The organism is Comamonas composti DSM 21721 (genome assembly GCF_000429845.1).
In the GTDB taxonomy this organism is placed as follows: domain Bacteria; phylum Pseudomonadota; class Gammaproteobacteria; order Burkholderiales; family Burkholderiaceae_C; genus Comamonas; species Comamonas composti.
Map to the genome: position 1 here is coordinate 1 of NZ_AUCQ01000046.1, position 13,510 is coordinate 13,510.

Here is a 13,510-nt window from a genome sequence, read left to right on the forward strand (position 1 = left end):
CTAGCGGGCACGGCGCTGTGCCCCGCCGGCAGGCCCAGGTCCTGCTTGTCCACGCTGTGGCCGCTGCCTTCGGTGGAGCCGCCTGCGAGGCCGCTTTCCTTGACCGTGCCATCGGCTGCGGTCGAAACCAGGCTGATGTTTCTGACATCAATGCTCAGCGTGGCCGTGGCTTCGTCGCCATCGGCATCGCGCACCACGTAGCTGAACACATCGATCACATCGCCCGTGATGCTGTCGCCTCGGCTCACATAGGTGTAGCTGCCGTCGGCATGCAGCGTCAGCGTGCCGTAGCTTCCCTGGATTGCCACGCCCACGCCAGAACCCACGGCTGCGCTGGCATCTGCACCCGAAGCCACGCCCACCACGGCACCCGTGCCGGCCCAGCCGTCGGCGCCCGGGTTGTCGTTGCTGAGCACGCCATCCTTGACATCCACCGTCAGCGTGGCGCCTTCGTCCACACTGCCTCTGTCGGCCGTGGCCGTAGGCTCATCATCGACGATGACAACGCCTATGGCCGCCGTCTTGCTGCTTCCGTCCACGTCCCTGACCTTGACGCCGATGGTGTCCGTGGTCTGTGTGCCGGCTATTGTCGGAGCCGTGTCCAGCACATAGGTATAGGAAATGGTGATCGTGCCATCGGCATTCGCGGCATAGTCGTTCAGGACCAGGGTGCCATAAGCCGTGTCGATGGTCTGCTGTTTGTCGCTCTGGGCCAGCTCCTCGACCTGGCTTTTGCTCAAGGCCTTGCCGCCCACGGTAATGGCAGCGCTATCGGCCAGCCCGTCAGGCACGGTCACGGTGAAACTACCGCTGACCGTGCCCGTCCCTGTGCCCCCCACCAGAGAGTTTTCATAGACCGTCAGGTCGGGGCTGCTCATGTCAAGGCCCACGGCCCGATCCATGATGACGGTCAGGCTGGCGCGCCCCTGCATCTGGCCGCCGCTGCCCTGATCCTGGCCCGTGCCTTGTTCCTGGTCCGTGCCGCCATTGGGGTTGCCGTCGACGATGAGGAAATTCAGCGTGATCTCGCGCGGTACGCCCGGATTTTCGTTCTTGTAGGTAACGGCCTTGAGAACCGCATCCGCCTCGGCCGAACTGGCCTTGCCGACAAAGCGTATGCTGAGTTCGCCATCGGCATTCGCCTCGATTTCGGCAACATGCTTGCCGCCCACCAAGATGGCACTGCCCTTCACCTCAACACCGCTGGTAAAGCCAAATTCGCCGCCAGGCGTGCCCGTCTCCTGGGTAATGGTCAAGACCGCACCGCCCCAGTCGTTGAACAGGTCCAGCTCGGCATCGCTGAGGTCTGCATTGGGATCCAGCGTTATGCCCGCATTTCTGCCCTGCTCGTAAACCGGCTTGTCGGGCCTCAGGGTGATCGTCGGCGCAGAGTTCTGATCTGTGACGAGAAAGACGATGGACTTGCTGTCTTCAAGACCGTCGCCGATGCCATCCTCATGAAGATCATCGTCCTCCAGAAGCTCACCGCCATTGCCACCATCATTGACCGTCACCTTGAAGGTGACTGCGCCATCGAGGTTGGCATCATTTGCCGTGAACTTGACACCCTGGGCCAGGAAAGCATTGACTGCCGCCAGCGAGCCCTTGACGATTTTCTCGCCGCCAGCGTCCAGCGTGACACTGACGCCTGCAGGTACAGGCTGCTGCTCGAAGCTGATCAGGCCAGCCGGGTTGCCCTCGCCATCCTTGGCCGACAGGGTCACCGTGAAAATGCTGTCCGGATCGGCCAGCTGATGGCCTGCGCCCTTGCCATCATTGAGTGGGTCTTCAGCGTCGATATCAGCGACCTGGATTGCATTGCCATTGGCATTGCTGAAGATATAGCCGCCATTGGTGACCGGCACGCTTGTGCCGTCCCCTGGCAAAGTCAGTACCGGGGCATCGTTCACCGGGCGGATGAAGATATCGACGTCCTGGCTGTCCTCGCCGTTCAAGGTGCTGGCATCGTCCTTGCCAAAGCCGCCGTTGTCGTTGACCTTGATGCTGAGCCTGTCCTTGCCGTTGAAGTTGGAGTCGGCCTTGTACTGAAGATTGGCCAAGGCCTGGTTGAGCTGCTGCATGCTGCCGCTGAGCACGATGTGCTTGCCGCTCTCGCCGCCGGCCTTCAAGGTACCGTGAGCCACATCCAGGGTCAGCGTGTACTGGCCGATGCCGAAGTCATCGGCGTCGCTGAAGGACAGCCCGGCCAGCAGGCTCTGGACGTCTTCATTGACCACAAAGCGGCTGTCCGCAGGCAAGGCGATGACCGGAGGGTCATTCCTCTCCGATACCGCGATGTTGAACTCCATGCTGCGCGTGTTGTTCTCGTCGGAGAACGGCGTGCCATCGGAGTTCTTGGTTCCGCCGCCATTGGCACCGCCGCCGTCCAGGCGGTCGTCCACGGTGAGCCTGAGCTTGAGCCCGCTCTTGTCCGCATCGCCACCATTGGCCAGTCCCTTGGACTTGGCCTGCAGCAGATCCAGCGCGTGCTGCACATCCTCCAGCTTGCCTTCGAGCACCAGGCGGCTGCTGTCGCTGCCGGAAATCCTGAGCGTCTGCAGGTCTCCGCCATCGGACTGCCCCTTGATCTGCAGCATGCCATTGGCATACAGGCCTGAGGCATCGTCAAGTTCCACCGTGACCTTGATGTAGTCCTTCTCCTGCCCTTGCAAGCCGTTGGCCAGATCCGGATCGCCAATCACCACCTTGGGCATGTCGGTCCAGCCATTGGCCGAGTCGATCACCCACAGGTTCTGCTGATTGCCATTCGTAGGCCGGTTGCCGGGATGAGCCTCGATGGTGGGTGCGTCGTTGACAGGGATCACGGCAATCCAGAAGCTGCCCTCCACCGTGGTCTTTGCACCGTCGCTGACCTGGAACTTGAAGAAGTCGTTATAGCCATCAACCGTCAGGTCGTCGGGCTCATCGCCGTTGTGCTTGTACTCCAGCCGATTGCTGTCTATGTCTGCCTGGGTGAAGGTCGACCCCAGACCCAGCACCTTTCCACCCAGCATGAGCTGGCCATGCTCGGGCAGCGTGGTCAGCTGATATTGACGCTGGGTCGTGGTGTTGTCCCGGTCTATGGCGACCAGGTAGCCGCTGTCAATGGTGACCTTGCCGCCTTCATCGACTTCAAGCAGCTTGTTGAACGCATCGGTCTTTCCGCCACCACTGATGGTGTCATCGATATGAGGGGCATCTTCCTTGGGTGTGACCTGGATCAGCGGCGCATCGTTGACGGGCACGATGTTGATCGTGACCGTTGCAGGCTTCTCGCTGATGTTGGATTGCAGAGTGTTGCTGCTGTCTGCGGGGCTGCTGAGGTCCACCACGAACGGACCACCTGCAGGTGCAAGAAGGTCATCACGAACCAGGTAATCAAAGCTCACCACGGGCTTGCCGCCAGCATAGGCCAGCGGCTCGCTGCCATCGTGCACATAGCGCAGGCCCGAACCTTCACCACCGACAGATGTATTCAACAGCTCGCTGGGCATCCACTCACCCACGACCACGCCCTCCCAGGCGCTGCCATTCCAGCGCTCCAGCTTGCCGTGCTCGGGCAGCTTGGTCACCTGGAACCACAGATAGTCCTCAACCCCTTCGTCTATGGTCTGTTTGTTTGGATCCAGGCTCTTGTCCACGTCGGCCATGCCCACCACATTGCTGCCGAGATATACGGTCTGGCCCGCGCCCTCCTGCACCTGGACCGTCCCGCCATGGGCCGTAGGCCGGTCATTGGTGGGCGTGATATCGATGCTGAAATGCCCTTGGAAGGGCTGCTTGGACGAGCCATCGCTGACCGTAAAGCCGAAGGTCGCCGTGTGGTGCTCGCTGCCATCGCTGACAAAGCGTATTTCGCCGTCGTTGATCTGCTGCTGCGTGAATTGGCCGTTGGTCTGGATATCCACCCAATGATTGCCCACCTTTTGCTGCAGTTGGCCGTTGGGCGGCTGCGCGGTCACGGTGTAGACCGTTTCATTGGCGGGCACAACCAAGGTGGTGGAGACGCCATTCTTGTCGAAGCTGCGGTGGATTTCGTAATCCAGCATCTGCTGGCTGATGACATAGCCGCCATCGGCTGCACCGACGTTGCCCTCGTTCCATATACCGTTGGCGCCTGCGGCATTGTTGCCAGGGTTGACGACCACGGCCTTGAAGTCGTAATCCACATGCTCATCACCATAGCCTGGCGTCGGGGGGCGAGGCTCCCCCTCGTAATCGGCATGGGTGGGCGTCTCTTGCGATGCCTGAATGAGAATGTGAAAGTGGTTATCGGCCACATTGCCACTGGCGTCTCGGACCGCCCCTTCTCTGAGGCGGCCCGTGTTCACACCATCTGCATCGATCTCATAGCCAAAGGCCGAGTCGCGCACCGAGAATGTGAACACATCGGGCGTATCCACAGCCACATTCGTGGTCTGGTAGTAACGCACGTGGCCTGCATCCACATCGGCCTGAGTGAAGCGTCCGCCCTCGCCCAGCGTGATCCAGCCATCGCCTCCATAGCCCTGAGCGCCGCCCACATACAACTGGATCTCTCCCTGGCTGGGCGGCGCTCCTATGGTGTAGACCAGCTGCTCCGCAGGTGTCTTCTGACCAGGCTTCGAAGCATCGTAGTCACCATCCTCGACCTTGAGCAAGCCCTGGAGGTTGGCGACAGTCGAACCTGTGCGCTCTTCGACCCGCAAAGGCTGATCGATGCTGGCATGAGCGTTGTCCAGCGTGGGGTCGTCATTGTTGGGAATCACATGCAGCGTCACCGTGGTGGCTTCACTGGACAGCCTGGCGCTCTCTCCTTCGCCCCCTCCAGCATCTGTGACCGTAATTCGATAGGACGGAGCAATTGTCCCCGGTGCATTGGGCTCGTTGCCGTTATGTTTGAACTTGAGCTTGTCCAGATTGGTACGTTGCTGCTCGGTCAGTACCAGCTTGCCATCACTTGCGATCACCAGCTTTTCGTCTTCGCCGATGCGATTGTCGCCATCGAAGTCAAAGAAGAACTCCCCTTGCCCACCAGTCACGACCTGATCGATCACGATCTCGGCCGTGAGCAAGCTATCAAAGGCATCCCCCAGATCGATCGACGGGGCAACAACCTTGGTCTCACCCTCGACGATCTGCTGGTCGGTATTGCCGACCGTGGGCTTGAGGTTCTTGGGCAGCACGTCAATACTGATCTTGCCCGAAGCCTCGCCACCACCGCCATCCTTGACCGTGATCTGAAAGGTGAAAGACTCCTTGCTTCCCAGATCCTTGCCACTGGCCTTGTAGCTGAGCTTGTCCAGATCCGTGACCGCAATCACTTGCCCCACACCAACCGCTCCTCCATTGAAGGTGAGCTCACCTTCTTCGGGCAGGCTGTCGATGATCAGAACCAGTTGCTCCTTGACCTGCTGTCCTGTGAGGATGTCCACATCCAGAGCCTCCCAGGAAGGCGCCAATTGCTCCAGGCTGAAGAACCGGGTCTCTCCTTCCCTGACCTCCAGAGGCATTTGATCCGAAAGCACAGGATCGTCATTGACCGGCGTGACCGAGATCACCAGGTCCAGCCGGTTGCCATTCTCATCGACTAGCGTGATGCGAGGATCAAAGCCTGTGGTTGCACTGTTCTGGTTCTGATCTGGCGTATAGGTCAACGACTTCAGGGCTTGATTGATGTCCGCAAGCTTGCCGGTGACCGATATTTCGCTTGTCCCATCGCCCGTCACAGCCACATCCTGGCCGCTGAGGCTGGACGTTCCCCCCTGGGTGATGATGACCAGAGTCACGGGGTCATCGGGATCCAGGTCATTGCCGGATAGGGTGATGTCCTCGATCTTCAAAGGCTCGTCTTCCGACGTGACCCTGGGCCCTGCAGACTTGCCATCCACCACGGAAAAAGAAACCGTGACAGGCGCGGCAAAACTGGTGAACAGGACCTGATCGACTTCAGCCTCATGCGCGGACGACTGAGCCGCAAGCTGATCCGAGTCTGGCTGCGCGGCATCGGCAGCGGCCAGGGCCCCTGCACCGTCGAACAACAGGCGAGGCTCCAGCGCGAGAGCGCGACTGACGGAGCGAAGACGTATTTTCTTTTCCCTCATGACTAGCCTTTGATGATTGATTTTTTATATAAACAACTCGAGCCAGCACTCCAACCGCCCCGCTCCGACATGAAGACCCGGGCAAGGTTCAGGCGCGATTGCTGACTCTGAAATGAAACAAAGGAGGTTTCTTCAAGATGGCCGTGCGCACTGCATCAGCCTTTTCGAAGCAGCAGAAAGACAGCCCGGGCAAGGCTTCTTGTCAGCCAATGCTGGGGAGTATCTGCCTGGGAAAGTAGTGGGCCCTATGCCTTGCGAAGGGCATGAACCAGGTGACCGCTGCAGAGGAGGCGAAGCAGCTCGAAGAGACGCTGCACTCATCTACGGCATGATTGACTGGCAGCCTCCAGGGAACGCTGCCGGGATGAAACAAGAAAACGGCCTTGATGGCTCTATGCAATGACTCAGCACCCATTCATCATGTCCGACCTGGGAAAAACCCTAGGCAACCTCCTCCCGGGACGCATCATAACAATTTAAAACAATTGAAAATTTGTTTTCACACCGCATGGAAAAAGTGCTTCAGAAAATTCTGAATTTCAGGAACCCATTTGCACTCCATTCAAAGTAGCCACCAACCGGCAAAGTCATAGCCAGACTCAAATCTGACCCACAGAAATTCGAAAGCCTGGCTTCTCAAGACTTCCAAGATCGAGACTTGCGTCAAAGACGCTCCTTCACAGACCCGAAGATAAAGACCGTTTCCTGATCCAAGACAAACTCCCCCTTCCCGCAGCCTGACTTCAAAAGCAGTCAGACAATGACTTTGCCGGGGCAGCCCATCCTGCGCCTGGGCGGCAGGCGCTGCAGTTATGCATACACGATGGCCTGAGATCGAATAGGGCCCAAAACTTGCCGGAATTTAGCCTCTGAGGCCAGATGAACGCTCCATAGCATCTCTGCCACGTACCAATAAAAAAGGCTTCCGAGGAAGCCTTTTATGAACGCGCCATGCGTTGGACAAGTCCCAAGTGATCAAACTCGACCACCCGGGATGCCCTGTCTATCTCACTTGAGTGCCTTGTAACGCATGCGCTTGGGCTTTGCCCCCTCCTCACCCAAACGTTTTTTCTTGTCAGCCTCATACTCTTGGTAGTTGCCGTCGAAGAACACCCACTGGGAGTCCCCTTCGGCTGCCAGGATATGGGTCGCGATGCGATCAAGAAACCAGCGGTCGTGGGAGATCACCAGCACGGTGCCTGCATATTCAAGCAAGGCATCCTCCAGGGCGCGCAAGGTTTCCACGTCAAGGTCGTTCGAGGGCTCGTCCAGCAGCAGCACGTTGCCCCCCTGAATCAACGTCTTGGCCAGATGCAGACGACCGCGCTCACCACCGGAGAGATTGCCGACCTTCTTTTGCTGATCCTGCCCGTTGAAGTTGAAGCGGCCAGCATAGGCGCGCGAAGCCATCTGGAACTTGCCCACATTGATGATATCCAGCCCGCCCGATATGTCCTCCCAGACGGTCTTATCGTTGCCCAGCGCGTCGCGATGCTGATCCACAAAGGCCATCTTCACGGTCTGGCCAATATCCACCGTACCCGAATCGGGCTGCTCGCGCCCGGCAATCAGCTTGAACAGCGTGGACTTGCCTGCCCCATTGGGGCCAATGATGCCGACGATGGCACCAGCCGGAATGTTCATGGACAGGTTGTCGATGAGCACACGATCGCCAAAGCTCTTGGTGACATTGGTGAACTCAATGACCTTGCTGCCCAGGCGCTCGGCCACAGGAATGAAGATTTCCTGGGTCTCGTTGCGGCGCTGGTATTCGTAATCGCTGAGCTCCTCGAAGCGTGCAATACGGGCCTTGCTCTTGGCCTGACGGCCCTTGGCATTCTGGCGCACCCACTCAAGCTCCTTCTTCAAGGCCTTGGCTCGGGCTTCCTCACCCTTTTGCTCGGCCTCCAGGCGACTGCCCTTTTGCACCAGCCATTCGGAGTAATTGCCTTTGTAGGGAATGCCATGACCTCGGTCAAGTTCCAAAATCCATTCGGCGGCATTGTCAAGAAAGTAGCGGTCGTGGGTAATGGCCACCACAGTTCCTGAGAAGCGGTGCAGGAACTGTTCCAGCCACTCCACGGACTCTGCGTCCAAGTGGTTGGTAGGCTCGTCCAGCAGCAGCATGTCGGGTTTGGACAACAATAGCTTGCACAGCGCCACACGGCGTTTTTCGCCACCGGAGAGCTTGCCAATGACAGCATCCCAGGACGGCAAGCGCAATGCATCTGCCGCGATCTCAAGCTGATGCTCCGAGTCTGTGCCAGCAGCCGCGATGATGGCTTCAAGCTCGCCTTGCTCTGCGGCCAATGCATCGAAGTCGGCATCAGGTTCGGCATAGGCCGCGTACACCTCTTCGAGGCGCGCACGCGCATTGTTGACCTCGGCCATAGCCTCTTCCACAGCCTCGCGCACCGTGTGTTCGGGATTGAGCTGAGGCTCCTGAGGGAGATAGCCTATGGACAGGCCGGCCATGGGCAGTGCCTCACCTTCGAACTCTTTGTCCACGCCAGCCATGATCTTGAGCAGCGAAGACTTGCCCGAGCCGTTGAGGCCCAGCACACCAATCTTGGCGCCGGGGAAAAAGCTGAGAGAGATGTCTTTCAAGATCTGCCGCTTGGGCGGCACGGTCTTGGTGACATGATTCATAGAGAAAACGTATTGAGCCATTCTGGTTCGAGTACTTTGTGTCGTAGATTTTTGCAAAAACCGGGCAGCAAATTGCTTGCGTTCCAGCCATGATTATCGGCGCATGCGACAATAGCCCTTGTTGTGAGCTCCAGTTACTTGCAACATCAGCATTTCAGCTGGGGACGATGGACACAAGTTCCGGGCTCCCATCCTTGAACCTCATCTGCCTTCGACTGGCCCGGCAACTTGCTTTGGTTGTCACGACAGGCTGATACCTTGCGCCTAGGAAAGGCGCATCTGACCAAATGACATTTGAAGAATTAAATCTGGCTCCAGCCATTGTCAAGGCCGTTCTCGAACAGGGTTATGAGACCCCGACTCCCATCCAGGCGCAAGCCATTCCCAGCGTCATGGCCGGCCATGATCTGCTGGCCGGCGCTCAGACCGGCACGGGAAAAACTGCAGCCTTCACGCTACCCATGCTCCATCGTCTGGCCCAAGGTCAGGCTCCACGTAACAAATTCGGCGGCAAGGGTATTCGAGCTCTGGTGCTGGCGCCCACACGCGAACTTGCTGCGCAGGTTGAAGAGTCTGTGCGCGGCTACGCCAAATACCTGGACATCAACTCAACGGTGATCTTTGGCGGCGTGGGCATGAAGCCACAGATCGACCGCATCAACAAGGGGGTCGACGTGCTTGTAGCCACACCAGGTCGCCTGCTCGATCTGGAGCAGCAAGGCTTCATGGACCTCTCTACGGTAGAGATCCTGGTACTTGACGAGGCTGATCGCATGCTGGACATGGGCTTTATTCACGATGTGAAGAAAGTCCTGGCTCTGGTACCCAAGAACAAGCAGAGTCTGCTGTTTTCGGCCACGTTCAGCGACGACATACGTGAACTCGCCAACTCTCTACTGCACGACCCACAAAGCATTCAGGTGACTCCCCGCAACACCACGGTGCAGCGCATCAGCCAAGTTATTCACCCTGTTGGGCGCGCCAAGAAAAAGCAGGTTCTGCTGCACATCATCAATGAGAACAACTGGAGCCAGGTTCTAGTGTTCACGCGTACCAAGTTTGGCGCCAACAACGTAGCTGAGTTTCTTACCAAGAACAACATCAGCGCCATGGCGCTGCACGGCAACAAGAGCCAGAGTGCCCGCACTCAGGCCCTGGCCGGCTTCAAGACAGGCGAGCTACGCGCCTTGGTCGCCACCGATATCGCAGCCCGCGGCATCGATATCGATGAGCTGCCACACGTGGTGAACTACGAAATCCCCAACGTCCCCGAAGACTATGTCCACCGTATCGGCCGAACCGGCCGTGCAGGCCGCGAAGGCCATGCCGTGAGTCTGGTGTGCATGGACGAGGAAGGCTTCATGATGGAAATCGAGCGCTTTACCAAGCAGCAGATTCCCGTCGTTCCACTGGAGGGCTTTGGCCCCGATGAAGGCGAGTGTGCCGAGCCCATTGCCATGGGCCGTCAAACGATTTGGGGCGGAGCAGGAAAACCGCCAAGTCGCGAGGTCATGCAAGCTGCAGCCAAAGCTGCACGTCAGGAAATGATGGAGCGCATACGCACCAACAAGACCACACAAGGCGATCGCGCACGAACCCCACGCAAGAATGTCTCGGGCCAGGAAGGTGACGCACAAACGCCCCAGGGCGACGCAGCCAGCCGCCAGCGCCCCAGCAGCAGGCCACGCAAGAGCCGCTTTGAAGGAGCCAATGGCAGCAGCGCCAATGGAACGGGCAGCGGTGCAGGCAATGGCGCAACACGCAACAATCGGAGCAGCCAAAATCAAAGCACCAGCAAACGCAGCCCACGCCCAACAGGTGAAGGCTTTGGCAATCGCCGCTTTGAAGACCAGCCTCCGCGTGCCGATGCCCACCTTGGTACACAGATGGGCCATGTTCGCAATGCACCTCCTCGCAGCAACAGCAACAACGGTGGGCAACCCGACCCTATGCGGACCAGCGTAGACACCATGGCCGAGCGCGGCCGCCGTGGTGGCGGCTTCAGCCGTAACGGCGGAGGCAACCGCGGCAACTCACGCGGCGGCTTTCGCTAAACCAGAACGGAGTGGCTATACAGTTTCATGTAAGACATGTGAGTATTAGCCTCCCCCCAGGACCAGGAGCTGCGTATGCAGCTCCTGGTTTTTTGCTATAGGCTTACCCCATTCCCAGATCAGTTGCACATGCGAATGCGGAGCCCAGGCAGTACACGCGCACGACGAACGCACTGACAAAGTCGGCGTTTGATTTAGTGCTTATCAATAGATAGTGACAGCCCTTCGCAAGCCTCCATGGCTATGATCCCGAACCCATTGCAGTCGGTAATATCTACCGCTTGTTATCACACGACTGGTTACCAAGGCTCTTCATGACTGTGCTGAATTTCCGCCCATCTCCTCTTCAAAAGCCATCTCCTGCTTACAACAGGTTCTCCGGGCTGCCAAGATGGTCGGTGCTGGCAGGAGCAGCCTTGCTCAGTGCATGCTCCAGCGTCGTACTACCGCCATGGCCCGCAAACCAGGGACCCTCCGCAAGCTCGGCTCGCCCAGAAAGCAATACCACGCGGCCCAATACTGGCGAGGCTCAAACTCAGCCTGTGACGCCACGTACGGACCTTATGCCATTGCCCTATTCGGCTGCAGTGGGAGCACGCTTTCCGGACCCTGCCACGCTTTATGAAACTCCGGGCCTTATACGCAACAAGTACACCAGCGCCAGAGAACTATCGGCCTGGCTGCGGGCTCAGGCAGACAGCTCCTTGGGCAAGAGCACGCGCCTAGGCCTGGTACAGGCAGGAAGCTCTCAACAAGGTCAGCCCATCGAGGCCTTGATCGCCACGCGCACCGTTGGCATACAGCCTGCGGCCCTCAATGCCAGCGGTCGGCCTACGGTCATGATCGTAGGCCAGCAATACGGTGACGAGCCTGCGGGAGCCGAGGCTTTACTGGTCATAGCCCGCGAGCTAGCCCCCGGGGGCTTGCTTGAGCCTTTGCTTGATCGCATCAACGTAGTACTTGTGCCCCGTGCCAATCCTGACGGAGCCGCCCAGGGCTCTCGGAATACGGCCGATGGAACAGACCTGGACGAGGACCATCTGCTGTTGAGAACCCCCGAAGCGCGCGCTCTGGCTGCCCTCACACGCGACTACCGGCCCATGGCAGTGCTTGATCTACACGAATACCCAGCCATGGGTCGCTTTGTAGAAAAGTACCACGCCATACAGTCTTACGACAGCCTTCTTCAGTACTCAATCACTCCCAACCTCCATGAGTTTGTCGCCAAGGCTGAGCGTGAGTGGTATGCCCAGCCATTGCGCAACGCGTTGACCCAGGCAGAACTCACCAATGAGTGGTACTACAGCACCAGTGCCGACCTTCAGGATAAGGCCTTATCCATGGGCAGTATTGCGCCCACAAACCTGCGTAATACCAGCGGTCTGAAGAACTCTGCTGCCTTGACGATCAGCAGCCGAGGCTCTGACCTGGGACGCGCTCACATACAACGACGCGTGCACACTCTAGTGACCAGCGTTTCGCGCAGCCTGCTGAACACGGCCGAACGAGCGAAGGAATTGAATCAGGTTCAAACTTTTGTGGCCAGAGACACAGCTTCGATGGCCTGTCGCCAACAATTGGTAGTGCAAGCTCGCACCCTGCCAGAGCAGCGCACGCTGACCATGCTCCAGCCCGATAGCGGAGCCGATATCAATGTACGCGTGGACTGGAACTCTGCCTTGCAATCCAAGCCCACGCTCACGCGCCCTCGTCCTTGCGGCTACTGGCTTTCCGCCAATGCCTTACCGGCAGTAGAAAAGCTGCGGCTCATGGGCCTTCAAGTGCTACGTGTGGCAGAGGCTGGCCAGCTCATTGCCGACTCCTACAACGAAACCCGCACAATCGACGGTAACTCTGGCTATACGCTCACTCGCGGCTCTGTCGATGCATCCGAGGGCAGCTTCTATGTCTCTCTGAACCAGCCTCTGGCAAATCTGGCCGCAGCCGCGCTCGAGCCCGACAACAGCTACAGCTATGCCGCCCAGGGCCTGCTGCCCAGCCTGGGAGACCTTGCGCGCGTCATCACCCCGCCATCCGTGGTTTTCGAGGAAGAAAACGACTAAATCTTGCAGCAAGCACCAGGCTTTTCCAAAGCCCGTCGCCAGTAAAGGTATGATGCGCGTCGAAGAGCTGCCGCCTACTCTTCACCCAGCGCGACTGCCCGTAGCTCAACCGGATAGAGCAATTGCCTTCTAAGCAATAGGTCGGGGGTTCGAGTCCCTCCGGGCAGGCCAAATTGACGGCGGCCTCAAATCTGAAGTGCAACACCCTTCAGAATTGAGGCCACTTTGATAGCCAAAACATACGAACAACTCACCGAAGCAGAGCGCCATGCAATAGCGTTGGGTCTGCAGCAAAAGCAAAGTATCCGAGCGATAGCCAGAGCCCTGGGACGCAGTCCAAGCACCATCAGCCGAGAGATTGAGCGCAACGCAGGAGGTGCAGGCTACGTCAGCAAGTTTGCCCAGCAACGCTGCAGAAATCGCCGTCTGCACAGCCGCCCCCGCCCCAAGCTGCACCGCGATGGCGCCTTGTTTCAAGTGGTGCATGAACACCTGCTGCTACGCTGGTCGCCTCAGCAAATTGCCCTGCATCTTCAAACACTCCATCCCGCCGACAGGAGCCTGAGTGACCTTGCCCCCGAAAAGTGTAGTGCTTAGCTTTGTTGAAAATCACGTCAATGGAGCAAGAAATGGCATACAAGCAAGTGCGTGCGCAATACAC

General features: G+C 58.5%; 4 protein-coding genes, 1 tRNA gene and 1 pseudogene. 4 read left to right on the forward strand and 2 right to left on the reverse strand.

Annotation, left to right across the window (positions count from 1 at the left end; translation table 11 throughout):
* Together G486_RS22635 and ettA are read right to left on the reverse strand one after the other, a co-directional pair.
* A partial coding sequence (locus G486_RS22635) for a cadherin-like domain-containing protein (protein WP_034388163.1) occupies nucleotides 1-6,083 on the reverse strand: 6,083 nt, incomplete at its 3' end.
* 1,008 nt (nucleotides 6,084-7,091) lie between these two features.
* The gene (gene ettA, locus G486_RS0116635) at nucleotides 7,092-8,753 is read right to left on the reverse strand and encodes an energy-dependent translational throttle protein EttA (RefSeq protein WP_027016554.1); all 1,662 of its coding nucleotides are present in this window, start codon (nucleotides 8,751-8,753) and stop codon (nucleotides 7,092-7,094) included.
* A 266-nt stretch (nucleotides 8,754-9,019) separates the two neighbouring features.
* On the opposite strand from ettA, the gene G486_RS0116640 reads away from it, so the two are divergent.
* The 4 genes and pseudogenes from G486_RS0116640 to G486_RS22640 form a co-directional block, all read left to right on the forward strand.
* Complete coding sequence (locus tag G486_RS0116640) at nucleotides 9,020-10,786, forward strand: DEAD/DEAH box helicase (RefSeq protein ID WP_027016555.1); 1,767 nt, start codon at nucleotides 9,020-9,022, stop codon at nucleotides 10,784-10,786.
* A 563-nt stretch (nucleotides 10,787-11,349) separates the two neighbouring features.
* Nucleotides 11,350-12,849 carry a M14 family metallopeptidase gene (locus G486_RS0116645; RefSeq protein WP_245587354.1) on the forward strand — a complete coding sequence of 500 codons (1,500 nt, stop codon included), beginning with the start codon at nucleotides 11,350-11,352 and terminating at the stop codon, nucleotides 12,847-12,849.
* Nucleotides 12,850-12,943: 94 nt separating this feature from the next.
* Nucleotides 12,944-13,020, forward strand: a tRNA-Arg gene (locus G486_RS0116650).
* A 54-nt stretch (nucleotides 13,021-13,074) separates the two neighbouring features.
* A pseudogene (locus G486_RS22640) lies at nucleotides 13,075-13,413 on the forward strand (transposase); the annotation flags it as partial.
* Nucleotides 13,414-13,510 lie beyond the last annotated feature (97 nt).